General features: G+C 75.0%; 19 protein-coding genes and 1 riboswitch. Of the genes, 9 read left to right on the plus strand and 10 right to left on the minus strand.

The window, feature by feature from the left end:
- Positions 1 to 105: 105 nt before the first annotated feature.
- Positions 106 to 429, minus strand: coding sequence for a hypothetical protein (locus tag O7607_RS04985; RefSeq protein ID WP_269701301.1), 324 nt, complete (start codon positions 427 to 429; stop codon positions 106 to 108).
- 190 nt (positions 430 to 619) lie between these two features.
- Here O7607_RS04985 and O7607_RS04990 point away from each other — a divergent pair, with 190 nt between their 5' ends.
- The 3 genes from O7607_RS04990 to O7607_RS05000 are packed head-to-tail and all read left to right on the plus strand — an operon-like array spanning position 620 to position 6,796.
- On the plus strand, positions 620 to 5,395 hold the full coding sequence (locus O7607_RS04990; RefSeq protein WP_442929518.1) for an Lhr family helicase: 4,776 nt from the start codon (positions 620 to 622) through the stop codon (positions 5,393 to 5,395).
- Between the two features lie 40 nt (positions 5,396 to 5,435).
- The gene (locus O7607_RS04995; RefSeq protein ID WP_269701302.1) at positions 5,436 to 5,939 is read left to right on the plus strand and encodes a GNAT family N-acetyltransferase; all 504 of its coding nucleotides are present in this window, start codon (positions 5,436 to 5,438) and stop codon (positions 5,937 to 5,939) included.
- Positions 5,936 to 6,796: an SAM hydrolase/SAM-dependent halogenase family protein gene (locus O7607_RS05000; protein ID WP_269701303.1), complete on the plus strand. Its 861-nt coding sequence runs from the start codon at positions 5,936 to 5,938 to the stop codon at positions 6,794 to 6,796. Before O7607_RS04995 ends, O7607_RS05000 begins: the two co-directional genes overlap by 4 nt.
- A gap of 152 nt (positions 6,797 to 6,948) precedes the next feature.
- On the opposite strand, the gene O7607_RS05005 is transcribed toward O7607_RS05000, so the two are convergent.
- The gene (locus O7607_RS05005; RefSeq protein ID WP_269701304.1) at positions 6,949 to 8,196 is read right to left on the minus strand and encodes a hypothetical protein; all 1,248 of its coding nucleotides are present in this window, start codon (positions 8,194 to 8,196) and stop codon (positions 6,949 to 6,951) included.
- Positions 8,197 to 8,304: 108 nt separating this feature from the next.
- On the opposite strand from O7607_RS05005, the gene O7607_RS05010 reads away from it, so the two are divergent.
- Together O7607_RS05010 and O7607_RS05015 are read left to right on the plus strand one after the other, a co-directional pair.
- On the plus strand, positions 8,305 to 9,126 hold the full coding sequence (locus tag O7607_RS05010) for a DNA-formamidopyrimidine glycosylase family protein (RefSeq protein WP_269701306.1): 822 nt from the start codon (positions 8,305 to 8,307) through the stop codon (positions 9,124 to 9,126).
- Between the two features lie 130 nt (positions 9,127 to 9,256).
- The gene (locus O7607_RS05015) at positions 9,257 to 12,904 is read left to right on the plus strand and encodes a fibronectin type III domain-containing protein (RefSeq protein ID WP_269701307.1); all 3,648 of its coding nucleotides are present in this window, start codon (positions 9,257 to 9,259) and stop codon (positions 12,902 to 12,904) included.
- A 432-nt stretch (positions 12,905 to 13,336) separates the two neighbouring features.
- Here O7607_RS05015 and pspM read toward each other — a convergent pair whose 3' ends face one another.
- From pspM to O7607_RS05050, 7 genes are all read right to left on the minus strand, one after another.
- Entirely contained in the window at positions 13,337 to 14,098 is a 762-nt protein-coding gene (gene pspM, locus O7607_RS05020) for a phage shock envelope stress response protein PspM (RefSeq protein ID WP_269701308.1), read from the minus strand.
- 16 nt (positions 14,099 to 14,114) lie between these two features.
- On the minus strand, positions 14,115 to 14,966 hold the full coding sequence (locus tag O7607_RS05025) for a PspA/IM30 family protein (RefSeq protein ID WP_269701309.1): 852 nt from the start codon (positions 14,964 to 14,966) through the stop codon (positions 14,115 to 14,117).
- 127 nt (positions 14,967 to 15,093) lie between these two features.
- Positions 15,094 to 15,543 (minus strand): helix-turn-helix domain-containing protein, encoded by a 450-nt coding sequence (locus tag O7607_RS05030; protein ID WP_269701311.1) that lies wholly within the window; start codon positions 15,541 to 15,543, stop codon positions 15,094 to 15,096.
- A gap of 200 nt (positions 15,544 to 15,743) precedes the next feature.
- Positions 15,744 to 16,289: a CinA family protein gene (locus O7607_RS05035; protein ID WP_269701312.1), complete on the minus strand. Its 546-nt coding sequence runs from the start codon at positions 16,287 to 16,289 to the stop codon at positions 15,744 to 15,746.
- A gap of 71 nt (positions 16,290 to 16,360) precedes the next feature.
- The gene (gene pgsA / locus O7607_RS05040; RefSeq protein ID WP_269701314.1) at positions 16,361 to 16,942 is read right to left on the minus strand and encodes a CDP-diacylglycerol--glycerol-3-phosphate 3-phosphatidyltransferase; all 582 of its coding nucleotides are present in this window, start codon (positions 16,940 to 16,942) and stop codon (positions 16,361 to 16,363) included.
- A gap of 47 nt (positions 16,943 to 16,989) precedes the next feature.
- A complete protein-coding gene (gene rimO, locus O7607_RS05045; RefSeq protein WP_269701316.1) occupies positions 16,990 to 18,492 on the minus strand; it encodes a 30S ribosomal protein S12 methylthiotransferase RimO in 1,503 nt (500 codons plus the stop codon).
- 49 nt (positions 18,493 to 18,541) lie between these two features.
- Positions 18,542 to 19,465, minus strand: a complete 924-nt coding sequence (locus O7607_RS05050; RefSeq protein ID WP_269701318.1) for an ornithine cyclodeaminase family protein — start codon at positions 19,463 to 19,465, stop codon at positions 18,542 to 18,544.
- A gap of 96 nt (positions 19,466 to 19,561) precedes the next feature.
- Positions 19,562 to 19,627: riboswitch (guanidine-III (ykkC-III) riboswitch) on the plus strand.
- Positions 19,628 to 19,686: 59 nt separating this feature from the next.
- On the opposite strand from O7607_RS05050, the gene O7607_RS05055 reads away from it, so the two are divergent.
- Entirely contained in the window at positions 19,687 to 20,001 is a 315-nt protein-coding gene (locus O7607_RS05055) for a DMT family transporter (protein WP_091419776.1), read from the plus strand.
- Positions 20,002 to 20,085: 84 nt separating this feature from the next.
- Complete coding sequence (locus O7607_RS05060) at positions 20,086 to 20,328, plus strand: hypothetical protein (protein ID WP_013474454.1); 243 nt, start codon at positions 20,086 to 20,088, stop codon at positions 20,326 to 20,328.
- A gap of 63 nt (positions 20,329 to 20,391) precedes the next feature.
- Here O7607_RS05060 and O7607_RS05065 read toward each other — a convergent pair whose 3' ends face one another.
- Positions 20,392 to 22,848: an FtsK/SpoIIIE family DNA translocase gene (locus O7607_RS05065; RefSeq protein ID WP_269701320.1), complete on the minus strand. Its 2,457-nt coding sequence runs from the start codon at positions 22,846 to 22,848 to the stop codon at positions 20,392 to 20,394.
- 113 nt (positions 22,849 to 22,961) lie between these two features.
- Between O7607_RS05065 and O7607_RS05070 the strand changes: the two genes are divergently transcribed.
- Both O7607_RS05070 and O7607_RS05075 read left to right on the plus strand, forming a co-directional pair.
- Entirely contained in the window at positions 22,962 to 23,441 is a 480-nt protein-coding gene (locus tag O7607_RS05070; RefSeq protein WP_269701322.1) for a YbjN domain-containing protein, read from the plus strand.
- A complete protein-coding gene (locus tag O7607_RS05075; protein WP_269701324.1) occupies positions 23,438 to 25,081 on the plus strand; it encodes a YbjN domain-containing protein in 1,644 nt (547 codons plus the stop codon). Before O7607_RS05070 ends, O7607_RS05075 begins: the two co-directional genes overlap by 4 nt.
- Positions 25,082 to 25,114: the final 33 nt, after the last annotated feature.

Raw genomic sequence — 25,114 nt, forward strand, 5'->3', positions numbered from 1 at the left:
TCCCCGGTGATCAAGGAGTTCGCGTCCGGGAGCGCGCCGGATTCCGCCGCGAACCCCTTGATCACCGGGGTGGCGGGAGAGGGCGGAGCGGGTGGGAGGGGACGGTCAGGGGGCCGGGTTGGGGGTGGCCAGCTGGCGGGCGGCGCGGTCGACGGCACGCTGGGCGGCGGCCAGGGAGCGCAGCGGCAGCCGGGCGTCGCGGCTCTCGCGGCGCTGGACGAAGTAGTGCACAGCGGCCCGGACCCGGGCGCGGTCGGCGGCGCTGGACCGGGCGGTCGCCAGGATCATCTCGCGCAGCCGTGCGGCCAGTTCCTCGGCCAGCTCAAGGTCGGGACCGTGCAGCCCGGCGCGGAGCGCGGCCAGGCGACTGTCGACCTTGCGGATGAGCACGTCGGTTCCGGAGCCCAGACCTCGGTCCTCGACGGTCATCCACGCCTCCACCCCACGCCGCATCGCGAGTGAAGTTACTTTATGTTGCAGCCCACAAGCAAGCAGTTAAGTAAGACTTAACGGAATAATCGCCCATTCCATTCTTGGACTGCTGCGGGCGGGACGGAACGGTCCGGCGACGGGCCCGGATGTCACACCCGCGCGGCAGGATGGGTGCGTGGCGGACGAGGTGACCCCGTCCGTCCGGCCAGACGGGTCGGGCGGGTCGGGCAGGTCAGGCGGTGTCCTGGCGGAGTTCGGCGCGGCGACCCGGGAGTGGTTCACCGCGGCGTTCGCCGCACCCACCCCGGCCCAGGAGGGCGCCTGGCGCACGGTGGCCGCCGCCCGCAACGCGCTCGTCGTCGCGCCGACCGGCTCCGGCAAGACCCTCGCCGCGTTCCTCTGGTCGCTCGACCGACTCGCCAAGGAGCCGCCGTCGGCCGATCCCCGGCGCCGCTGCCGGGTGCTCTACGTCAGCCCGCTCAAGGCGCTCGCCGTCGACGTGGAACGCAACCTGCGCGCCCCGCTCACCGGCATCCGGCAGGCCGCCGCCCGGCTCGGCCTGGTCCCGCCGGACATCACCGTCGGGATGCGGACCGGCGACACCCCGGCCGACGAGCGCCGGGCCTTCGCCCGCACCCCGCCGGACATCCTCATCACCACGCCCGAGTCGCTGTTCCTGCTGCTCACCTCCGCCGCCCGCGACTCGCTGCGCGGCGTCGACACGGTGATCGTGGACGAGGTGCACGCGGTCGCCGGCACCAAGCGCGGCGCCCACCTGGCGCTGTCCCTGGAACGGCTGGACGCGCTGCTGGAGCGGCCCGCCCAGAGGATCGGGCTGTCCGCCACCGTCCGGCCGATCGACGTGTGCGCCCGCTTCCTCGGCGGCGCCCGCCCGGTCGACGTGGTGCAGCCACCGTCGAACAAGACCATCGAGGTCAGCGTCCAGGTTCCGGTGGAGGACATGACGCGCCTCGACGAGCAGGAGCCACCCGAGGACGACCTGGGCGGCCTCACACCCCGCCGCCCCTCGATCTGGCCGGCGGTCGAGGAACGCGTGTTGGCGCTGATCCGGGCGCACCGGTCCACGATCGTGTTCACCAACTCCCGGCGCAGCGCCGAACGGCTCTGCGCCCGCCTCAACGAGCTGGCCGCCGAGGAGATCGAGGTGGCGTCCTGCCCGGAGGGCGGTCGCGTGGCCCGGGGCGGGGAGCCGGTGCGCGTATCCGATCTGCTGCCCGGCGCCGACGGCCCGCCGGCCGGCGACGAGGCCGGGCTCGACGACGCCGACGGGTTCGGCCCGGTGGCCGGCGGCGGGCCGGCCGACGGCAGCCGGGCCCGGCGCGGGGCGGAGGCGTTCGGCGGGCCGGTGGGGCCGGTGCGCGCGCCTCGGCAGCCCGCGGAGGTGATGGCGCAGTCCGGCGCGGCGGCCGGGGCGCCGGCGGTGATCGCGCGGGCGCACCACGGCAGCGTCTCCCGGGAGGAGCGCAAGCAGATCGAGGAGGCGCTCAAGTCCGGCCGGCTGCCCGCCGTGGTCGCCACGTCCAGCCTGGAGCTGGGCATCGACATGGGCGCCGTCGACCTGGTGGTGCAGATCGAGGCGCCGCCGAGCGTGGCGGCCGGGCTGCAGCGGGTGGGTCGCGCCGGGCACCAGGTCGGCGCGGTCTCGCGCGGTGTCGTCTTCCCCAAGCACCGGGGCGACCTGCTCTCCTGCACGGTGGTGGCCGAGCGGATGGGAGCCGGGGCGATCGAGGAGCTGCACTACCCGCGCAACCCGCTCGACGTGCTGGCCCAGCAGATCGTCGCGATGGTGGCGCTGGAGCCGTGGCGGCTCGGCGACCTCGCCGTGCTGGTCCGCCGCGCGGCGCCGTTCGCGGAGCTGCCCGACTCGGCGCTGCACGCGGTGCTCGACATGCTCTCCGGCCGCTACCCGTCCACCGCGTTCGCCGAACTGCGGCCCCGTCTGGTCTGGGACCGCGCCACCGACGTCCTGACCGGCCGCCCCGGCGCTCAGCGGCTCGCCGTGACCAGCGGCGGCACCATCCCCGACCGGGGTCTGTTCGGCGTGTTCCTGGCCGGCGCGGAGCGGGCCGCGCGGGTCGGTGAGCTGGACGAGGAGATGGTCTACGAGTCCCGGGTGGGTGACGTGTTCCTGCTCGGCTCGTCGTCCTGGCGGATCGAGGAGATCACCCCCGACCGGGTGCTGGTCTCCCCCGCACCCGGGCAGGCGGCCCGGATGCCGTTCTGGAAGGGCGACCAGCTCGGCCGCCCGGTCGAGCTGGGGCGGGCGATCGGCGCCCGGGTCCGGGCGCTGCTGCGGCAGTCCGACACCGACGCGGTGGCGGCGCTGCGAGCCGGCGGGCTCGACGACTGGGCTGCCGGCAACCTGATGACCTACCTGCGCGAGCAGAAGGCGGCCACCCGGTCGCTGCCGGACGACCGGACGGTGGTGGTCGAGCGGTTCCGCGACGAGCTGGGTGACTGGCGGCTCGCCGTGCACTCTGTGCTCGGCGCCCGGGTCAACGGGCCGTGGGCGCTGGCCATCGGCCGCCGGCTGGCCGAGCGGTACGGCGTGGACGCGCAGGTCATGCCCTCCGACGACGGCATCGTGGTGCGCCTGCCGGACACCGCCGACACGCCGCCCGGCGCCGACGTGGTGGTCTTCGAGCCGGACGAAATCGCCCAGCTCGTCGAGGAGTCGGTGGGCACGTCCGCGCTGTTCGCGTCCCGGTTCCGGGAGTGCGCGGCCCGGTCGCTGCTGCTGCCCCGGCGTGACCCCAGGCGGCGGCAGCCGCTGTGGCAGCAACGCCAGCGCGCCGCACAGCTGCTCGACGTGGCCCGCGAATACGCCGACTTCCCGGTCACGCTGGAGGCCGCCCGCGAGTGCCTCCAGGACGTCTTCGACCAGCCCGCGCTGGCCGGGTTGATGCGCGACCTGGCCGCCCGCAAGGTACGCCTGGTCGAGGTGGAGTCCGAGCGCCCGTCGCCGTTCGCCAGGTCGCTGCTGTTCGGGTACGTCGGCGCGTTCCTCTACGAGGGCGACGCCCCGCTGGCCGAGCGGCGGGCCGCCGCGCTGGCGCTCGACTCCGGCCTGCTCGGCGAACTGCTCGGCCGGGTCGACCTGCGGGAACTGCTCGACCCGGAGGTGCTCGCCGAGACGGCACGCCAACTGCGCTGGCTCACCGATCAGCGGCGGCCCCGCGACCCGGAGGACGTGGTCGAGCTGCTGCGCGTGGTCGGTGACCTGAGCGGCGCCGAGCTGGCCGAGCGGGGCGTGCCGGAGTCCTGGGCCGACGAGCTGGCGGCGGCCCGGCGGGTCCTGCGGGTCCGCATCGCCGGCGAGGACCGCTGGGTGGTCGTCGAGGACGCCGCCCGGCTGCGCGACGCGCTCGGCGTGGCGCTGCCCGTCGGGGTCGCGGAGGCGTACCTCGCGCCGGTGGCCGATCCGCTCACCGACCTGGTCGCCCGGTACGCCCGCACGCACGGCCCGTTCGCGGCGGCCACCTGCGCGGCCCGGTTCGGGCTGGGCGTGTTCGTGGTCGAGCAGGCGCTGCGGCGGCTCGCCGCCACCGGGCGTGTGGTCTCCGGCGAGTTCGCGCCGGACAGCGTGGGCACCCAGTGGTGCGACGCCGAGGTGCTGCGCCTGCTGCGCCGCCGCTCGCTGGCGGCCCTGCGGCGCGAGATCGAGCCGGTGCCGCCGCGCGCGCTCGCCACGTTCCTGCCCCGCTGGCAGCACGTCGGCTCGTCGGCCCGGGGCGTCGAGGCCGTCGCCGCCGCCGTCGAGCAGTTGCAGGGCACGAGCGTGCCGGCGTCCGCGCTGGAACGCCTGGTGCTGCCCGCCCGGGTCGCCGACTACTCCCCCGCCCAGCTCGACGAGCTGTGCGCCAGCGGCGAGGTGGTGTGGGCCGGCGCGGGCGCGATCTCCGGCGGCGACGGGTGGGTGACCCTCGCGTACGCCGACGTCGCGCCGCTGCTGCTTCCGCCGCCGGACGAGGCACTGACGCTGACCCCGCTGCACGAGTCGGTGCTCGACGCGCTCGCGGACGGGCAGGCGCTGTTCTTCCGCTCGCTCTCCGACCGGGTCGGCGCCACCGACGACGCCGCCCTGTCGGGCGTGGTGTGGGACCTGGTGTGGGCCGGTCACCTCACCAACGACACGCTCGCCCCGCTGCGGGCCGCGCTCGGCGCGGGCGGGGCGCACCGGTCCCGGCCGTCGGCGCCGCGCACCCGCTACCGCCGTCCGGGCCGGGTGGCGCTGCCCAGCCGGGGTGGTCCGCCCACCATGGCCGGTCGCTGGTCGCGGTTGCCCGAACGCGACATCGACCCCACCCGCCGGGCCACCACCCTGGCCGACCTGCTGCTGGAACGGCACGGCGTGGTGACCCGGGGCGCGGTCGTGGCCGAGCAGGTCACCGGCGGGTTCGCCGGGGTCTACCCGGTGCTGTCCGCGATGGAGGAACGCGGGGCGGCCCGGCGCGGCTACTTCGTCGAAGGGCTCGGCGCGGCGCAGTTCGCGGTGCCGGGCGCGGTGGACCGCATCCGCGCGCTCGCTGACGAGTCCCAGGGCCGGGGCGGGCCGACGGTGGTGCTCGCGGCCACCGATCCGGCGAACCCGTACGGCGCCGCGCTGCCCTGGCCGGAACGCGTGGTCGACTCGGGCGACGGCGCGGCACCGGCCACCGGGCACCGGGCCGGGCGCAAGGCGGGCGCCCTGGTCGTGCTCGTCGGCGGCGACCTCGTGCTCTACGTCGAGCGGGGCGGCCGGACGATCCTGTCCTTCACCGACGACACCGACACGCTCGGCGCGGCCGGCAAGGCACTCGCCGACGCGGTGCACTCCGGTGCGCTCGGCGCGATCTCGGTGGAACGCGCCGACGGCGAGGCCGTGCACGCGTCCCCGCTGCGTGACGCGCTCACCGCCGCCGGGTTCCGCGCCACCCCGCGTGGCCTGCGCCTGCGCGGCTGACCGCCCGGAGTGCCGGGGAGCGGGAACGTAGGGTGTGCCGGTGGCCTCGATCCGGGTACGGCAGGCGCGCGACGACGACCGCGACGCGCTGACGGCGCTGCACGAACGGGAGTGGGGCGGCCCGATCGTGGTGGTCCACGACACCCGCTACGACCTGCGTGACCTGCCCGCGCTGGTGGCGGTCGACGACAGCGGCGGGTTCGCCGGGGCGCTGGGGTACCGGGTCGACGCCGACGGGCTGGAGGTGGTGAGCCTGGCCGCGTCGGCACCGGGCAACGGCGCGGGCACCGCCCTGCTGGCCGCCGCCGACGAGGCGGCCCGGGCGGCCGGGGCGGACCGGATCTGGCTGGTCACCACCAACGACAACCTGGGTGCGCTGCGCTTCTACCAGCGCCGAGGGCTGCGCATCGTCGCGGTGGACGCGGGCGCCGTGGACCGGGCCCGCGCGGTCAAGCCGACCATCCCGCAGGTCGGTGCGGACGGGATCCCGCTGCACGACGAGCTGCGCCTGGCCCGGCACCTGAGGGTGGCGGACCAGCGATGAGCGGCCCGGACGAACGCGCCCAGGCCGCCGCCGACCGGGGCCGCACGACACCGGACGGCACGCGGCCGGCGGCCGGCGGTCCGCCCTGTGTCTCGCTGACCACCGACTACGGGCTCTCCGACGGGTTCGTGGCGGCGTGCCACGGAGTGCTGGCCCGGCTCGCCCCGGCCGTCCGGGTGATCGACGTGACGCACCTGATCCCACCGGCCGACGTCCACCGGGGCGCGGCGGTGCTCGCGCAGACAGTGCCGTGCCTGCCGTGGGGCGTGCACGTGGCGGTGGTCGACCCGGGTGTCGGCACGACGCGGCGCGGGATCGCGCTCGCCGCGCCCGGCGGACTGCTCGTGGGGCCGGACAACGGGCTGCTGATCCCGGCCGCTGAGGCGCTCGGCGGGGTGACCGACGCGGTGGAGCTGACCAACCCGGACTGGCTCGGCCCGGTCGTCTCCCGCACGTTCCACGGGCGGGACGTGTTCGCGCCGGTGGCCGCCCGGCTGGCACTCGGCGCACCACTGGCCGAGGCGGGACCGGCGGTGGACCCGGGCATGCTGGTCCGGCTGCCGGAGCCGGTGGTACGCGCCGAGCCCGGCGGCCTCACCGCCGAGGTGCTGACCGTCGACCACTTCGGCAACGTCCAGCTCGCCGCGCCGGGCGCGCTGCTCGACGGCCTGCCGTCCCGGGTCCTGGTGAACGGGCACGAAGCGGTCCACGGCCGCACGTTCGGCGACGCCGAACCCGGCACCCTGGTGGTCTACGTCGACTCGGCCGGCCTGGTCGCCGTGGCGGTGAACACCGGCCGAGCAGCCGACACCCTACGCACCACCCCAGGCACCCTAATCACCCTCACCACCCCCTAACCCCCACCCCACCCCCGCCCCGCCCCGCCCCGCCCCGCCCCCGCGATCTTGCAGTTTCTGCCCCGACACAAGGGATAAATGCCTCACGGGAAGGGCCGAAACTGCAAGATCAACGGGGGCAGGGTCGGGGGTCGGCGCGGGAGGGCGAGGGGTCAGCAGCGGGGGACGGTGCCGCCGTAGATCGACGACAGGTACGCGTGGCTGACGTAGTTGCCGCCGACCAGGCGGTACCACCTCGTCGTGGTGCGGTACGTGCCGGCGATCCGCTGCCCGGTCACGTAGCACTGCACCGGCACGTGGGCGTACGTGGCGGCCAGCCCCCGGCTCGCGTACGAGGTGCCCGCCCCGGCGCGCAGGTTCAACGGCCCGGAGCCGACCACGGCCCGCGCCCCGCCACCGGTCCACAACAGTGTCACGTCCACCCACGCGTTGTCGGTGAGCCGCAGCCCGTCCCAGAACGTCCCGTCGGCCAGGTCCAGCCCGGCCGGGTTGCGCACGGTACGGCCGAACTGGTCGCGCCCGCCGTTGTAGCCGTTCTGGTACGCCGCCTGCGCCTCCGGCAAGCCGCGCGGCAGGTCCTTCCAGTTCTCCCTGACCGACGCCGGGTTCCACCAGTCGTCGCGGGTGTTCCACGGGCCGACGTCCCAGACCGGGGCGTACTCGCAGCGGCTGCCGCTCGTCGTGCAGACCTTGACCGTGTAGTCGCCGGTGTTGCGCGGCGACAGGCCGCGCCGGGTGGGCAGCGCCGCGAAGTGGTCCCGGGTACGCACCGTGTGCCCGTTGGCGGTGGTGCCGCCGACCAGGCCGATCCGGGTCGCGTACACCCGGTACGTGAGGGCGGCGGCCGGCTGGACCGCCGTGGTGGCGACCCGGTCGGCGGCCAGGGTCAGGCCGGTGACGGTGGCCTCCGAGGCGGCGTCGCTGGTGGTCAGCACGACGCGTGCCTGCACCCGGCTGACCGGTGCGTCGAAGACCGCCTCGGTGGCGTCACGCCACTCGGTCCAGCCGCGGCCACGCCAGCCGCGTACCTGGGCCACCGCCGTACCCCCGTCGCCGGTGCGAGCGGCGAACTGTGCGCGTACCCGGGTCGCGGGTCGGTCGAGGGTGCGCGGCGCGGAGAGCAGGATGCCCTCGGCGACCGGTCCGCCGACGGCGGCCGGGCGGGTGCGGGCGGTGGGACGGGGGTCGGCCAGGCGCAGGCGGCCGGACCGCCAGGCGACGTTGACGTCGTCGCCGCCGGCGACGGCGAGGTCGACGGACCAGCGTTCGGGGCCGGGCGCGGTGGCGCGGGACGGCACGGCGGGTGGGGGCGCGGCCGGCGCGGGCGTGCCGGGCAGTCCGGCGGCCACGGTGAGCAGGGCGGTCAGGGCGACGACGGTACGACGTCGTGTATGTGCCATTGGCATCTCCTCAGAACCCCCTGATCGTGGCGTTTCCGCAGATCAAGTGGAACCTCAGTACAAATAGCGACACATGCGAATTCTGCTCGGCCGGGGGACAATGGCCGGGTGCCCGAAGGCGACACCGTCTGGAACACCGCGCGCGTCCTGCAACGCGCGCTGGCCGGGGCCCGGCTCACCGGGTCCGACTTCCGCGTGCCGCAGCTCGCCACCACCGACCTGACCGGCTGGACCGTGCGCGAGTCGGCGAGCCGCGGCAAGCACCTGCTGCTGCGCCTGACCGGCACCGACGCCAGCCGGTGGACGCTGCACTCGCACCTGCGGATGGACGGCGCCTGGCGGGCGTACGCCCCGGGTGAGCGCTGGAGCGGACGGCCGGCGCACCTGATCCGGGTGGTGCTGCGCTCCCCTGCCGCGGTCGCTGTCGGCTACCACCTGCACGAGCTGGCGCTGGTGCCGACCGCCGAGGAGGATTCGCTCGTCGGCCACCTCGGCCCGGACCTGCTCGGCCCGGACTGGGACGCGGACGAGGCGGTCCGCCGGCTCGCCGCCGACCCGGAGCGCACGATCGGCGAGGCGTTGCTCGACCAGCGCAACCTGGCCGGGGTGGGCAACCTCTACAAGTGCGAGGTGCTGTTCCTGCGCGGCGTGTCGCCGTGGACGCCGGTCGGTGCGGTGCCGGACCTACCCGGCACCGTCGCGCTGGCCCAGCGGCTGCTCGCGGCCAACCGGGGCCGCTGGACGCAGAGCACCACGGGGGTGCTGCACCGGGGCGGGACGAGCTACGTCTACGGCCGCCGGGCCCAGCCGTGCCGCCGCTGCGGGACCGCCATCCGCAAGGAGGAACTGGGTGAACGGGTCACCTACTGGTGCCCCGCCTGCCAGCCCGGCGTGGAACTTCCACGAAACGCCCAAGATCGGCCGAGATAGGGACGATTGGGTACTTCCGCCTCACCCCTGTGACGTCGCATGCTGCGGTGGACCGCTCACGGATCGTCAGCAGCGCGTACGCCCGCCACGCCGGGGTGTCGGCCGGCGCGCCCCGACCCCGGGGAGAGCCATGGTGCTGTTCCGCCGCAGCCGGCCCGGACGCCCGGACCGCGCCGCAGTCGTCACCGTCGAGACCGCGCCCACCGGCGACCCGACGCCGGCCGGTTCCGTCGCGCCCGCCGTTCCGGCCGCCCGGGACGGCGACGACGAGCAAGGTCCGGCGCCTGCGAGCCTGGACCCGACCGCCGTCCCGCGCCTGTTCGGCCCGGTGCCGAACACCGCCGCCAGCCCGCTGCCCACGCTCGACCCGGACGGCCACCCGGTACCCGGCACCGGCATCCGCAAGTTCGTCGACCCGCTGCCGCTGCCCGGGCAGCCGGCCACCGCCGGGCTCGGCGCCCGCCTGCCGGTCGCCGTCCCGGACACCATCACCTGGCCGGGCTGCGACTACTACGAGATCGGCCTCCAGGAGTACGCGCAGCGCCTGCACCGCGACCTGCCCGCCACCCGGCTACGCGGCTACCGGCAGCTCAACCTGGGCACCGACGCCTCCGGCCACAACACGGTCAGCCCACCCGACCGCCCCTGGCACCTCGGCCCGATGATCGTGGCCCGGCGGGGCCGCCCGGTCCGGATCAAGTTCATCAACCAGCTCCCCACCGGGCGAGCGGGCGAGCTGTTCCTACCTGTCGACGAGACGGTCGACGGCGCGGGTGCCGGGCCGCTCGACGGCCCCGCGCCGTACCCGCAGAACCGGGCCGTGCCGCACCTGTCCGGCGCGCAGACCGGGTGGATCAGCGCCGGCAACCCGTGGCAGTGGATCACCCCGGCCGGGGAGATCACGCCGTACCCGGCGGGTGCCTGTGTGACGCCGGTACCGGACATGCCGCCGCCCGGCGCGGGCGCCACCACGCTGTACTTCCCGAACGACCAGAGCGGCCGCCTCATGTGGCTGCACGACAACACGCTCGGCCTGTCCCGGCTCACCGTCTACTCCGGCCAGATCGCGCTCTACCTGCTCACCGACCCGGCCGAGGAACGGCTCGTCGACGACGGCGTGCTGCCCGCCGACCAGTTCCCGCTGGTGATCGAGGACAAGACGTTCGTGCCCGACGACGCGCAGCTCGCCGCCCAGGACCCCACCTGGGACCGGGACCGCTGGGGCGCCAAGGGCAGCCTCTGGCACCCGCACGTCTACCAGCCCCGGCAGAACCCGTACCGGCTCACCGGCACCAACCCGACCGGTCGCTGGGACTACGGGCCGTGGACCCACGACCCGGACGGCGGCGCCAGCCCGTGGGTCGCCCCGGTGCCGAACCCGCACCACGACCCCGACACCGACCCGGACGAGCCGCCGCTGGTGCCGGGCGTGCCGCACCCGTCGGCGGTCCCCGACGCGTACGGCGACACCCCGCTCGTCAACGGCGTGGCCTACCCGTACCTCGAGGTCGCGCCGCGGGCGTACCGGTTCCGCATCCTCAACGCCTGCGCGGACCGGGCGCTCAACCTCCAGCTCTACCGGGCCGCCTCGGACGCGCCGATGTGGGCCGAGGACGGCAGTCCCGCCGACCCGGACGCCGGTGAGGTGCCGATGGTCGAGGCGGTCCGCGCGCCGGGACGGCCCGCGTACTGGCCGGCGGACGGACGCGACGGCGGCGTACCCGACCCGGCCGCCGCCGGGCCCGAGATGATCCAGATCGGCAACGAGGGCGGCCTGCTCCCCGCCCCCGTGGTGCTGACGAACCGGCCGGTCGACTACCGGTACGACAGGCAGGACCCGACCGTGCTCAACGTCGACGGGCACGCGCTGCTGCTCGCCCCCGGCGAACGGGCCGACGTGGTGGTGGACTTCTCCACGGTGCCGCCGGGCAGCACGCTCATCCTCTACAACGACTGCCCCGCGCCGCTGCCCCGGTTCGATCCGCGCCACGACCACCACACCGGCGCGCCCGACCGGACCGCCGCCGGTGGCCTGCCGCCGACCCGCCCCGGGTACGGCCCGAACACGCGCACGCTGCTCCAGATCCGGGTGACCGGCACCCCGGCCCAGCCGTACGACACGCGGCGGCTCGCCGAGCGGCTACCCGGGGCGTACGCCCGCAGCCAGCCGCCGCCGATCGTGCCGCACCCGGCGTACGACGCCGCGATCGGCACCTCCACCCCGCGCCCGACGCTCGTTCCCGCGCGGGCCACCTCGGTCACGTTCACCCCGGCGGGCGCGACCGCCCCGGTCACCTTGCCGCTGGCGGTCAAGTCCGTCGGGCAGGTGTTCGAGCCGCGGCACGGCCGCGCGGTGGGACGGCTCGGCGTCGGCCACCCGGTCAGCGCGCCGCTCACCCCGGCCACGCTGCCGCTGGGGCCGGCCGACCCGGCCACCGAGGTGCTGCACGCCACCGACCCGGCCGTGGCGGTCGGCGCCCCCGGCGACGGCACGCAGCTCTGGCGGATCGTCGGCGACGCCCCCCGTACCCACCCGGTGCACATCGAGGGCTGCGACGTGCAGCTGGTCAACCGGGTCGGCTGGGACGGCACGGTCCGCCCGCCGGACCCGGGCGAGTTGGGCTGGAAGGACACCGTCCGGGTCAACCCCCGGGAGGACGTCGTGGTGGCGCTGCGTCCCGTACCGCCCGCCCTGCCGTTCAAGATCGGCGACAGCGTACGGCTGCTCGACCCGACCCGCCCGGCCGGCGCGCGCCTGGACGCCGGCCCGGTCAGCCCCGTCGACGGCCGCCCCGCGGTCGTGGTGAACCAGCTGGTCAACCTCGGCTGGGAGTACCGCTGGCAGACCCGCTCGGCCGGACTGCGCGACCAGGGCATGAGCCGCCCGCTGGTGGTGCGCGTGGCACCCAAGGCGCCGACCGGGCTCACCGCCACCCCGGCGCCCGGCAGCGCCACCGCGCTCCCCGCCATCGCGCTGACCTGGACCGGCAACGGCAGCCGGCCCGTACCCACCAGCCACCGGCTGCAACGCGCCACCGACAGCACCTTCACCAACGGGCTGACCGAGATCACGGTGGCCGCCACCGCCACCCGGTACACCGACGCCACTGTCACCCCCGGCGTCACCTACCACTACCGGATCCGCGCCGAGAACGCGGTGAGCTGCTCGTCCTGGTCCAACGCCGTACCGGCGGCGGTGCACCTGGCCGCGCCGACCCGGGTGACAGCGGTGCTGCCGCCGACCGGGCCGCTGCGGGTGGCGCTGCGCTGGGCCAACCACTCCTTCGCCACCGGAGTGGACGTGCAGCGGGCCACCAACCCGACGTTCACCAGCGGGCCGGGCACCACGGCCATCGCCGTGGGCGAGTCCCACGTGGACCCGGCGGTCGCGCCGGACACCACGTACTACTACCGGGTACGCACGACGTACCTGGGCGCCGCCTCACCCTGGTCGACTGTGGCCACCGTGACCACCCCGGCCCGCCCGGTCGCACCGACCGGATTGAGCGTCACCGCCGGCGTGTCCGGGCCGGACACCGCCACCGTGACGGTGAGCTGGTCGGCGCCGACCCCGGCCGGGCCGGGTGCCGGGTTCGTCGTGCAGCGCGCCACCGACGCCGCCTTCACCCGCGAGCCGGCGACGTTCCACGTGACCGGCCGCGGCTTCACCAACACGGGCCTGGCTCGCGGTGTGACCTACCACTACCGGGTCAGAGCCACAAACGTCGTGGGCACCTCCCCCTGGACTCCCCCAGCCCAAAAAACCACCCCCACCTGACCGCCCTCGTCCGGGTCGATCATGAAGTTGACGGCAGATTCGAAGATCAACACCCCCGCCAACTTCATGACCACCGGGGCAAGGGCCGCCGGCCCTCGCCCGGGCCCTGGCCCTCGCCCTGGCGCGGCAGAGAGCGCACAGGGCGCAGATAGCGGAGAGACCGCGCGGGTGCGGGGCCCAGGGGCGCGCGAGGGCAGGACGCCGGGCGCCAGCGCCACCGCCCCGTGCGGGGAACCCCGTTGATCATGAGGTTGGCGGCAGAAATGGAGATCCAAAATGCCGTCAACCTCATGATCGTGCGTGTCAGGGGCCGGTCCGGGGCGCCCCGGGGCGGTGATCAAGGGGTTTGTGTCCGGATTTGGCCGGCGAGAGGACACTAACTCCTTGATCAACGGGAAACGGCCGGCGGGCGGGGAGCCGCCGAGGGGACTGTCAGGGGGCGCGGAGGGGGGTGCGGAGTTCGGCCAGGGCGGAGGCCACGCCGTGCAGCAGGTCGGTGGCCTCGGTCAGGCGCGCGGCGGACGGGTGCTCGGTGTTGGGGCGGGCGTCCTCGGCCACGTAGCCGGCGGCGGCCACCACCAGCCGCTCGTACGCGGCCACCCCGTCCTCCAACTGCGCCACCAGCGTCGCGTGCACCTCGTTCAGGGTGCTCTGCGGGGTCAGCTTCGCCGCACGTTCCACGCTCGCCACCCGGGTCGCCAGCTCCCGCAGGGACCGGTCGGCCTCGGCCGCCTCCCGGACCGCCGGCTCGGCCAGCCCGGTCAACCGTCCGGCCAGCCCGGCCAGGGTGAGCGCGGCCCGGTCCAGCCGGGCCCACGGCTCGGCCGCGGCGGTGCCGCGCAGCGCGAGGCGGGAGCGGACCCGGCGTACCTCGGCCACGACGCCCGGCCCGACGGGCAGCCGCTCGACGGCGGCGACCAGCCGGGCGCGGGAGCGGGCGGCGGCCTCGGCCGGGTCCAGCGCGGGCGGTGGCGGCACGGCGGCCAGCGCCCGGTGGTCGACCCAGCGCCAGGCGGCCACCGCGATCGCGCTGCCCGCGGCGCCGGCCCAGGCCGCGTCCGCCAGACCCAGTCCGGCGTACGGGGTGAGCACCGCGGCGGCGCCGCCGAGCCCTCCGGCCAGGACGCTCCAGCGCCGCGCCGAGTTACGCAGCCTGCGCAGCCTCCGGAAGTGCCGGGCCCGTTCGTCCGCCATCGTGTCCGCCCCTCCGTCAGCCGGTAGTGGTCTCCCCGGTGCCGCGCTCCCGGCTCATGCTGGCCCGGATCTCGTCGAGCCGGGCGGCGGCGGCCGGGTCGGCCGGCTGCCCCACGGCGGGGGTCTCGGACCGGCTGCCGAGCTGCTCGCCGGCCATGCTCGACCGGATCTGTTCCAGTCTCGCCGATCCGGCCGAGTCGAGCGTGGCCTTCTGGATCTCCAGCATCCGGCCCTCGACCGAGTTGCCGGCCAGCTCGGCCCGGCCCATGGCGGTGGCGTAGCGGCGTTCGATCCGGTCGCGTACCTCGTCCAGCGAGGGGGTGTTGGCGGGCGCGGTGAGCGACGACATCGACTCCAGCGAGCGGGCCACGCTCTCCTGCATCTTGGCCTGCTCCAGCTGGCTGAGCAGCTTGGTGCGCTCGGCCAGCTTCTGCTGGAGGATCATCGAGTTGTTCTCGACCGCCTTGCGGGCCTGTGCGGCCGCGCCGAGCGCCTGGTCGTGCAGTGTCTTGAGGTCTTCCAGCGCCTGCTCGGCGGAGACCAGCTGGGTGGCCAGCATCTGGGCGGTCTGCTCGTAGCGCCCGGCCTCGGCCTCGTCGCCCTTGCCCCGGGCCTGGTCGGCCACCGCGAGCGCCTGCCGCGCGTTGCCCTGGAGCTGTTCCACCTCGGTCATCTGCCGGGACAGCTTCATCTCCAGCTGGCGCTGATTGCCGATCACCGCGGCCGCCTGCTGCACCAACGCCTGGTGCTGGCGCTGTGCCTCCTCGACGGCCTGCTGGATCTGCACCTTCGGATCGGCGTGCTCGTCGATCTTCGCCCCGAAGAGCGCCATCAGGTACTTCCAACCCTTGACGAACGGGTTCGCCATCTCCGCCTCGTCCCCTCAGTAGCGTCGCGTCTACATCGTCCCAGCCGGACGCCACTCCGGCACCCGTACGCTCCTGATCAACAGTACGACGCGAACGCCAGCACCGCCCACGCCGCGACGGGCCGGGTCAGGCGGCGCAGACCACGTCCCGCTCGGCGGGGCGTACCCGGGTGCTGCGCAGCGTGGCCTTGAGCGGCGAGTCCTGCCGGACCTGGACGGCGACACCGCCGTCGGAGGTGACCTGCCGGACACCGCGGTTGGTGGCCTTGCGCACGGCGGCGGGGGCCACCGCGGCCGGCTCGACCCGCTCGTCGGCCACCGGAACCAGCACGCCGGGCATCTGCTCGGCCAGGGCGACGGTGTCGCTCACCTCGCGGAGCAGCTCGGACAGGCGGGCGCCGAGCGCGTCGCAGATCGCTGCCAGCAGTTCGCTCGAGGGTTCCTTCTGGCCGCGTTCGATCTCGGAGAGGTAGCCCAGGCTGACGTTGGCGGCGGAGGAGACCTCGCGGAGGGTGCGGTGCTGCCCTTGCCTGCGTGCTCGCAGCGCGTCACCGATCACCCGGCGTAGCAGGACCATCGCACCTCCCCCTGAACGGGAACACCATCCCCGGCCGATTTCGCGTCGCGCCGGACGCGGTGGACCGCTCCCGGCGCCGACGGCGACCGCCGGAGCCTTCCCGCAACCGTACCCGTTGGCCGCCACGACGACATCCCACCCCGCCTTTCGAAAATCCGGACGGAGCGACCGTCCGCCGGGCGTGTCGACGCCGGACCGGCTCACCGGCGGCCGGTCCCGGCCGCCTCGGCGGCGTCGGCGTCCTCGGGGAGCTGGATGCGGTCGGCGAGCAGGCGCAGCGCCTCGATCACCGCGGCCGCGCGGATGTGGTCGCGTCCGCCGCCGAGGTCGAGCCGGCGTACCTGCGTGCCGTCCGGTCCGGCGACCGCCACGTAGACCAGGCCGACCGGCTTGTCGTCCTGCGGCTCCGGCCCGGCCACGCCGGTGGTGGCGAGGCCCCAGTCGGCGCCGCAGCGCTCCCGTCCGCCCTCGGCCAGCGCCGCCGCCACGTCCGGGTCGACCGGGCCGCGGTCGGCCAGCAGATCCTCCGGTACGCCGGCGAGCGTCGCCTTGAGTTCGGTGGCGTAGACCACCATGCCGCCCCGGTAGATGGAGCTGACCCCGGCGATCTCCACGATCGCGGCGGCGAGCAGTCCGCCGGTCAGCGACTCGACGGTGGCCAGCGTCTCGCCGCACTCGTGCAGGCGGTGCACCACGGCAGCCGCCGGGCTGCCGGCGGGCCGCTGGTTTCTCGCGTCGGTGTCCATGCCCGCCCCCATTTCCCGCACCACGCCGGCTTACTCGTCGGCCGCCCGGATCGCCGGATCCGCCGACCGGCTCAACGGGCCGGGCGCCGCAGCCGCAACGCCTGGGCGATGTAGTCGAACCCGGTGACCACGGTGACCACCACGGCCGCCCCCATGATCCACGGCCCGATCGCGGCGAGCGCCGCCGGCATCGGCCAGAGGTACCAGGTGATCGCCAGGATCTGCAGCGCCGTCTTGACCTTGCCGCCCCGGCTGGCCGCGATCACGCCGTGCCGGATCACCCAGAAGCGCAGCGCGGTGATGCCCAGCTCACGGGCCAGGATGACCACCGTCACCCACCAGGGCAGCCGGTCGTAGACGGAGAGCAGCACCAGGGCGGCGCCGGTGAGCGCCTTGTCGGCGATCGGGTCGGCGACCTTGCCCAGCGAGGTGACCAGTTCGTACCGGCGGGCGATCCAGCCGTCGACCAGGTCGGTCGCGGAGGCCACCGCGAAGATCAGGCAGGCCGCCATCTGCCAGCCCGCGTGGCTCATGCCGGAGGCGATCACGGTGGCCGCGAAGACCGGCACCAGCATCAGGCGCGCGCCGGTGAGCACGTTCGCCGCGTTGAGCAGGGGTACGGGGGCAGCGGCCGTCGACTCCGCTCCCGTCATGTCCCGCATCGCCCCACGTGGCTTCCCCGCTCCATCAGGGCCCGCCGTCACCGTACCGCGCCGGGCGCCGCCGAGATCATCTCATCCGGTACGGCGACCAGGTCCACGCCCTCGGTCGCCGTCACCGTGGCCCGGACCAGGTCACCGGGGCGCAGCGCGGCCAGATCGACCCCGCCGCCGACGGGCGCGACGAGGGTGGTCGAGCCGTCGACCTCGGGCGCCTGATGGGCGGCCCGCCCCTCCACCACGCCGTCGGCGGTCGAGTCCACGAGCACCTCCACCGTCGCGCCGAGGCGCTCCTCGGCGCGCTGCGAGCAGAGTTCGTCGGCCAGCGCGCTGAGCTTGTCGTACCGCCGCTTGATCGTGGCGGCGGAGACCTTGCCGGTCAGGCCGGCGGCCTCGGTGCCGTCCTCGTCGCTGTAGTCGAACATGCCGATCGCGTCCAGCCGCGCCTCGGTCAGGAACCGGACCAGCTCGGCCACGTCCTGCTTCGTCTCGCCGGGGAATCCGACGATGAAGTTGCTGCGCGCGCCCGCCTCCGGCGCCAGCGCGCGGGCGGAGGCGAGCAGCTCCAGGAACCGGTCGGTGGAGCCGAAGCGGCGCATCCGGCGCAGCACCGGCTCGCTGGAGTGCTGGAACGACAGGTCGAAGTACGCGGCCACGCCCGGCGTGGTGGCGATCACCTCAACCAGGCCGGGCCGGGTCTCGGCGGGCTGGAGGTAGCTGGCGCGGACCCGCACGATCCCGTCGATCGCGGCGAGCTGCGGCAGCAGCTTCTCCAGCGCGCGCGGGTCGCCCAGGTCCTTGCCGTACGAGGTGGAGTTCTCGCTGACCAGCACCAGCTCCCGGACGCCGGTCTTGGCCAGCCACTCGGCCTCGGCGAGCAGCTCGTCCGGGGTACGCGAGACGAACGCCCCACGGAAGGCCGGGATGGCGCAGAACGCGCACCGCCGGTCGCAGCCGCTGGCGAGCTTGAGTGACGCCACCGGGCCGGTGTCGAGCCGGTGCCGCAGCACCTGCCGCAGGTGGGCCGGGGTGTGCGCGTCGGTCTCCGGTGCGACCCGGGCCGGGGTGCCGTGGCCAGGCAGCGACACCGCCGCGTCGCGGCGCTTCACCGGGGTCAGCGGCAGCAGCTCCCGCCGGTCGCGGGGGGTGTGCGCGCCGATCGCCTCGCCGGCCAGCACCGAGTCGAGGCGGGCGGCGATGTCCGGGTAGTCGTCGAAGCTCAGCACCGCCTGCGCCTCGGGGAGACTGTCGGCCAGCTCACGGCCGTACCGCTCGGCCATGCACCCGGCGGCGACGACCTTCGCGCCGGTGTCGGCGGCGGCGAGCAGCGTCTGGATCGAGTCCTGCTTGGCCTTCTCGACGAACCCACAGGTGTTCACCACCACCACGTCGGCGCCCTCGCCGTCGGTGGTGACCTGCCATCCGTCGGCGTGCAGCCGGGCGGCCAGTTCCTCCGAGTCGACCTCGTTACGGGCGCAGCCGAGGGTCAGCAGGGCGACGCGGCGCCCGTCGGATCGCGGGGTGGAGGAGGAGGCAGACACCATCCGAGGGTACCGGGCCGGTTCCGGAGCGCCGCGCACCCGTCCGGCCGGTTCAGCGGGCGGGAACGCCCACCCGGGCCAGCCGGTCGAGGAGGAGCACCTCCGTGCCGGCCAGGCCGGTGGAGCAGAAGACCGAGATCTGGTCCGCGGTGGTCCGGCCGGGGACCGCGCCGGCCAGCACCGCGCCCAGGTCGCGCAACCGCCCGGCGTACGGCTCGACGGCGGCCAGCATCGGCGGGACGTACGCGGTGGCCTGCCCGGGTGAGTCGGTGACCATCAGATCGGCGGCGTCGAGCAGGTCGGGGCCGAACTCGTGCCGGTCGACCTGCTTGAAGCCGACCGTGTTGACGTGGGTGCCGGGGGCAAGATCGGCGGCGTCGAGCACCGGGGTGGTGCTGGTGGTGGCGAGCACCACGACGTCGCGGTCGCGTACCGCGGCGGCGGCCGAGCCGACGGCGCGGGCCGGCACGTCCAGCTCGGCGCGGACCCGCGCGGCGAACGCCTCCCGCCGGGCCGGCGAGCGGCTGTACACGGTCACCTCGCGCAGCGGGCGGACCGCCGCGGCGGCCCAGACCTGGGTCCACGCCTGCCGGCCGGACCCCACCACGCCGACCGTGGCGGCGTCCGCGCGGGCCAGCGCGTCGACCGCCACGCCACCGAGTCCTCCGGTACGCCGGGAGCCGAGTTCCTCGCCCACGGCGATGGCGCGTACCGCGCCGGTGTTCGCGTCGTGCAGCACGACCAGTTGACCGCTCTCCGGGTGGCCGAACGTGTCGTACGAGCGGAAGCCGTACCACTGCCCGGTGAGGTGCCCGGCGGTGAGCACCATCCGGCCCCCGTCCAGCGGCGCGGAAGCCCGGGGCGGGGCGATGAGCCGCCCCGCGTACGCGGCCAGCAGCGCGTCGCGCATGGCAGCGACGGTGAGCGGGGCGTCCACGGCGGCCGCGACGTCGTCGTCGGAGAAGAGCAGGGTCATGCCTTCCATCGTGCAACCTGAAGTTGACGTCAACTCCACCCGAGGTGGGCTTTCTCACCTCGCCGACGGTCCGCCCCGCCCGGTGCTACCGTCGGCCACGACGGCCCGCGGGCCGTCCCGGACGAGTGGTGGGCGTACCCGGTCAGGCCAAGACGCCCCGCGTGACCCAACCGCCGCCCGGCCCGCTCCGCGCCGGGCCCGCCCGTCAGAGGTGATGTCCCATGGCCTGGATCGTGCTGGTGATCTCCGGACTCCTGGAGACCGCGTGGGCGATCGCGCTGGACCGCAGCGCCGGCTTCACCCGTCCGCTCCCCTCCGCCGTCTTCGCCGTCACCCTGGTGGCCAGCATGGCCGGCCTGGCGTACGCGCTGCGCGACATCCCGGTCGGCACCGGTTACGCGGTGTGGGTCGGCATCGGCGCGGTGGGTACCGCGCTGGTCGGGATGCTCGCGCTGGGCGAACCGGTCAATCTGCCGCGCGTGGCCTGCCTGCTGCTGGTGGTGGCCGGTGTGATCGGACTGAAGCTGTTCGCCTGATCGCCCGCATCCGGTTTGGACGATGCGCCGCCCGGGGTACCCGGTCTCCCGTTGACCGACAGAGCGATCATCACGGAGGACCCCATGGCCGACATGCACGCCAGCGCCCGTCCGCGCAGCAACGCCGCCCGGATCTGCACGATCGTCGCGTTCGTCTTCGCGGCTCTCGCGATCTTCCTGTCCCCGCTGATCTTCGGCGTCCTCGGCCTGATCCTCGGCATCGTCGGCGCCGTCCTCGGTGACAAGCCGCTGGGCTGGTACGCCGCCGCCGCGAGCGTGGTCGGCGCGATCATCGGCGCCGTGCTCGTCGCCGCCCTGCTCAACTGACCCGGACCGCCGACGGCGGCTCCCACCTGACGGTGGGGGCCGCCGTCGTCCGTTGCGGGGCCGTCAGTCCTCGCCGCCGCGCAGGCCGGCCAGGACCTCCTCCAGCTCGTCCGGCTTGACCAGCACGTCGCGGGCCTTCGAGCCCTCGGACGGGCCGACCACGCCCCGGGTCTCCATCAGGTCCATCAGGCGGCCCGCCTTGGCGAAGCCGACCCGCAGCTTGCGCTGCAGCATCGAGGTCGACCCGAACTGCGAGGTGACCACCAGCTCGACCGCCTGCACGAGCAGGTCCAGGTCGTCGCCGATGTCCTCGTCGATCTTCTTCTTGCTGTCCTGCGCCGGGGCGAGCACGTCCGGACGGAACTCCGGCTCGCGCTGGTCCTTGCAGAACTTCACCACGTCGGCGATCTCGCGCTCGGTGACCCAGGCGCCCTGGATGCGCTGCGGCTTCGACGCGCCCATCGGCAGGAACAGGCCGTCGCCGCGGCCGAGCAGCTTCTCCGCGCCCGGCTGGTCCAGGATGACCCGGGAGTCGGCGAGCGAGGAGGTGGCGAACGCGAGCCGGGACGGCACGTTCGCCTTGATCAGGCCGGTGACCACGTCCACCGAGGGCCGCTGGGTGGCGAGCACCAGGTGGATGCCGGCGGCCCGGGCGAGCTGGGTGATCCGGACGATGGAGTCCTCCACGTCGCGCGGCGCGACCATCATCAGGTCGGCCAGCTCGTCAACGATCACCAGCAGGTACGGGTACGGCCGCATCTCCCGCTCGCTGCCCGGCGGCGCCTTGATCTCGCCGTTGCGCACCTTGCGGTTGAAGTCGTCGATGTGCCGGACCCCGTTGGCGGCGAGGTCGTCGTAGCGCATGTCCATCTCGCGGACGACCCACTCCAGCGAGTCGGCCGCCTTCTTCGGGTTGGTCACGATCGGTGTGACCAGGTGCGGGATGCCCTCGTAGCCGGTCATCTCGACGCGCTTCGGGTCGATCAGCAGCAGCCGCACCTCGTCCGGCGTGGCCCTGGTCAGGATGGAAACCAGCAGCGAGTTGAGGCAGGAGGACTTGCCCGCGCCGGTGGCGCCCGCGATCAGGATGTGCGGCATCTTCGCGAGGTTCGCGACCACGTAGCCGCCCTCGATGTCCTTGCCGAGCGCCACCACCATCGGGTGGTGGTCGCTGGTCGCCTCGCGGGAGCGCAGCACGTCGCCGAGCGACACGTTCTCCGGGTCGGTGTTCGGGATCTCCACACCCACAGCGCTCTTGCCCGGGATCGGGCTGAGGATGCGGACGTCCGGCGACTTCACCGCGTACGCGATGTTGCGGGACAGCTGGGTGATCCGCTCGACCTTGACGCCCGGGCCCAGCTCCACCTCGTACCGGGTGACTGTCGGGCCGCGGGTGAAGCCGGTGACGGCGGCGTCCACGTCGAACTGCTCGAAGACGCCGGTGAGCGCGGCGATCACCTCGTCGTTGGCCTTGCTGCGGCTCTTCGGCTTGGCGCCGCTGCCGAGCAGGTTCGCCGGCGGCAGCGTGTAGTCGCCGGCCAGCCCGGTCAGCGCGAGCTGCTCGGCGCGGGTGGGCAGCGGCGAGTGCTCCGGCGGCTCGACCGGCTTGCGGTTCGCCGGCACCTTCGGCGGCTTGCGCGGCAGCACCAGGGTTTCCTGCAGATCGACGCCGGCCAGCTCGTCGTCCGGGTCCAGCGGCTCCAGCGGCGGCGGCATCCGCTTCGCCGGCCGCTTGCGGGCGGGCTTCGCCGGCGCCTCGTCCTCGGCGAACTCCTCGTCGGCGTCCGGCCCGGCCGGGTCGGCGCGCAGGCCGAGCCGCTCCGGGATCTTGTTGATCGGCGTCGCGGTGACCACGAGCAGGCCGAACACCAGCAGCAGGAGCAGCAGCGGCATGGCCACCCAGGCGGTCACCGCCGACTTCAGCAGGTCACCCACGCCCGCGCCGATCAGGCCACCGGCGAAGTCACGCTGGACCTCGTCGACCGGGTTCTGCCCGATGTGCAGCATCGCGGCGGTGGCCAGCATCATCGAGCCCCAGCCGACCAGGCCGCGACCGCGGTGCTCGGGATCGGCCGGGGTCCGCATCAGCCGCCACGCGCCGACCATGAACAGCACCGGAAGGATTATCGAGATGGCGCCGATGAACAGCCGTACGGTGTCGGCCAGGTGCCGGCCCACCGGCCCGGCGCCGCCGCCCCAGATGCCCACCGCACTGAGGATGGCCAGGCCGAACAGCAGCAGCCCGGCGCCGTCGCGGCGGTGCTCCGGATCCAGCTCCCGGGTGGACGCGGCCTGCCGCCCGGCCGCCCGGAACGTCCAGCCGACCGTGTGCGCCAGTCCCATCCAGACAGCGCCGACCGCCCGGCCGACGAACGCGGCCGGGCTCGGCCCGGGAGCCGGTCGCCGCCGCGCCGGCTTCCGCGCCGCCGCCTTCTTCGCCGGTTGCCGGGCGCGGTTGTTCGTGGTGCCACGCGGCGACGCGCCGCGCCGCCGGCTCGCCTGAGAGGTACGGCCCGCCATAGAGTCACGGTAACGGCGGCACCCGGTGGATCGCCGCTTTTCCGGGTCGTGTCCGCGCGTCGCAGCACGGGTCGGACCGTCGTTTGTGTTATTCGCCTCAGAAGGGATGCCCGATGGCGTCGCCGGAGATCGAGGACGGTCCGGACGGTCCGCTGGCCGGACACCCGCAGGAACTGCGCCCGCTGACCGGCGAGCTGATCGCCGCCGTGCTCGGCCACCGGGGGTACGCGGTGGTCAAGGAACCCGACGGCGCGCTGGTCGGCCGCTGGGAGCGGAACCTGATCTGGTTCCACCGCCGGGGCGCGGCCGGTGAGCTGCTCCAGGTGCGCACCGTCGTCGCGCACCACTTCGGCATCGAGCGCGTGCCCGAGCTGCACGCCTTCTGCAACATGTGGAACCACGACCGGCTCTGGCCGAAGGCGTACGTGCACGTCGCCGACGACGGGTCGGCCCAGGTGTGTGGCGAGGTCACCACCGACCTGGAACGCGGGGTGACGCCGCACCAGCTCGACCGGCTCGTCGACTGTGGCGTGACCACCGGGTGCCAACTCGCCGCCGCCGTCGACGAGCTGGCCGGCGGGACGCTCCGGTGACCACGGCACGCGACCGGGGGCTGGCCGCCGCGCTCGCCGACGCCCGGGACCGGCCCGACGGCGCGGAGCGCTGCGCCGAGCTGGAGCGGATCGCGTCGCGGGCGGACGCCACCGGCGACCCGCGTACCGCCCTGTCGGCGCGGTTCGCACTGGTCGAGGCGTACCTGCACCGGGGCGAGCGGTGGCGTGCGGTGGAGCCGGTCCGGCGGATGCGGGCCACGTTGGACGGGAACGCCGGGCTGCTGGACGCTCGCCCCGACGAGTTGACCCGCTTGCGCCGGCACCAGCGGCAGGCGGTGGAGGCGTCGTTCGGCACGCCCCGGGTGGGCCTTGATCAGGCGCGGTCCCTGTTGGACACGCTCGCCGGTGAGCTGGGCGAGGACGCGGCGCCGGTGGCGGAGCTGCGCTGCCGGCTCGCCGACCACCTCGGCGACGAACCGGCGGCCCGGCGCGCGTACGAGCGCTGGTCGGCGGCGGACGCGAACGACCCGGTCGGCGGGTGTACCGGGTGCGCCCCGGCGCGGCGGGCCGACCTGCTGGCCGGCTGGGGCGAGCCGGACGCGGCACTGGCGGCGCTCGCGCCCGCGCTGGCCGGCTGGGTCGAGCCGCAGGCGCCACCGACCCGGCGGGGCGAACGGCAGGCGGCGGCCGGGACGACGGCCTGCACCGACCAGCCGGAACGGGCGCTCGCCGTGGGGCTGCTGCCGTGGCTGCGTACCGGCGCGGTGACGCGGGCCGCCCGGGCGCACGTGTACGCGTACCGCCGGCACCGCGGCGAGAAGACCGCGTTCCCGCTGCTCGCCGCGCACCTGCGCTTCTGCGCGCTGGGCGGCTACCTGCATCGTGGGCTGGAGATCCTCACCGAGCAACTGCCCGAACTGGACCGCCCGGCCGACGACCTGTCCGCGATGGAGTTCGCCGCGGCGGGCGCGCTGCTGTGCGGGCTGGCCACCGAGGCCGGGCTGGGCGGGCGGCGGATCCACCGTCCCGGGCACGGCGCCCGGCCGGCGGCCGAGGTGGACGTGGCGACGCTCGGTACGCAGTTGCAGGCGCTGGCGACGGCGCTCGCCGGCAGCTTCGACGCCCGCAACGGCACCGGGCACCAGTCCGGCCGGATCGCCTCCTGGCTGGCCGAGCGGCCGCTCGCCGCGCCGGTGTCACTCGCTGCCGAGAGCGAGTTCGACGAGGAGCCGGACGCCGACCCGGCCGAGCCCGGGCCGCCCGGACCGGAGGAACCGGCCCCACTGGACGCGGCGCTGCTCGCCGCCGCGCTCGACGCCCGGGGCGAGCCGTACACGACGGAGCCGGACGGCACGCTCGCCGGGCGGTGGGGCGACGCCACGATCCAGTTCCGCATCCTCGGCCGGCAGGGCGACGTGCTGCACGCCCGGGTGGTGGCGGAACGGCGGCTGCCGGCCGGGCGGCGCGCCGAGGCGTACGCGTTCTGCAACGCCTGGAACCACGACCGGCTGCTGCCCGCCGCGTACGTGCACGAGCCCGGCGACGGGACGCTGGTGCTGGCCGCGGGCGTCTCCACCGACCTGTCCTGCGGGGTGGCACCGGCGCAGCTCGCGGTGCTGGTGGCCGCCGCGGTCCGCACCGGTACCGCGTACGCCGAGGCGGTCGCCGCGCTGCCCTGAGCCGCCGCCCCGGCGTGCCGAGGGAACGTGCCG

This window comes from Micromonospora sp. WMMA1949 (assembly GCF_027460145.1).
In the GTDB taxonomy this organism is placed as follows: domain Bacteria; phylum Actinomycetota; class Actinomycetes; order Mycobacteriales; family Micromonosporaceae; genus Micromonospora.

Coding starts and splice junctions, on each gene's coding strand:
- O7607_RS05015 (WP_269701307.1), top strand. CDS start 9,257: ATGGTGCTGTTCCGCCGCAGCCGGCCCGGACGCCCGGACCGCGCCGCA.
- O7607_RS05035 (WP_269701312.1), bottom strand. CDS start 16,289: ATGGACACCGACGCGAGAAACCAGCGGCCCGCCGGCAGCCCGGCGGCT.
- O7607_RS05025 (WP_269701309.1), bottom strand. CDS start 14,966: ATGGCGAACCCGTTCGTCAAGGGTTGGAAGTACCTGATGGCGCTCTTC.
- O7607_RS05005 (WP_269701304.1), bottom strand. CDS start 8,196: ATGGCACATACACGACGTCGTACCGTCGTCGCCCTGACCGCCCTGCTC.
- O7607_RS05050 (WP_269701318.1), bottom strand. CDS start 19,465: ATGACCCTGCTCTTCTCCGACGACGACGTCGCGGCCGCCGTGGACGCC.
- O7607_RS04985 (WP_269701301.1), bottom strand. CDS start 429: ATGACCGTCGAGGACCGAGGTCTGGGCTCCGGAACCGACGTGCTCATC.
- rimO (WP_269701316.1), bottom strand. CDS start 18,492: ATGGTGTCTGCCTCCTCCTCCACCCCGCGATCCGACGGGCGCCGCGTC.
- O7607_RS05055 (WP_091419776.1), top strand. CDS start 19,687: ATGGCCTGGATCGTGCTGGTGATCTCCGGACTCCTGGAGACCGCGTGG.
- O7607_RS05000 (WP_269701303.1), top strand. CDS start 5,936: ATGAGCGGCCCGGACGAACGCGCCCAGGCCGCCGCCGACCGGGGCCGC.
- O7607_RS05060 (WP_013474454.1), top strand. CDS start 20,086: ATGGCCGACATGCACGCCAGCGCCCGTCCGCGCAGCAACGCCGCCCGG.
- O7607_RS05030 (WP_269701311.1), bottom strand. CDS start 15,543: ATGGTCCTGCTACGCCGGGTGATCGGTGACGCGCTGCGAGCACGCAGG.
- pgsA (WP_269701314.1), bottom strand. CDS start 16,942: ATGACGGGAGCGGAGTCGACGGCCGCTGCCCCCGTACCCCTGCTCAAC.
- O7607_RS05070 (WP_269701322.1), top strand. CDS start 22,962: ATGGCGTCGCCGGAGATCGAGGACGGTCCGGACGGTCCGCTGGCCGGA.
- O7607_RS05065 (WP_269701320.1), bottom strand. CDS start 22,848: ATGGCGGGCCGTACCTCTCAGGCGAGCCGGCGGCGCGGCGCGTCGCCG.
- pspM (WP_269701308.1), bottom strand. CDS start 14,098: ATGGCGGACGAACGGGCCCGGCACTTCCGGAGGCTGCGCAGGCTGCGT.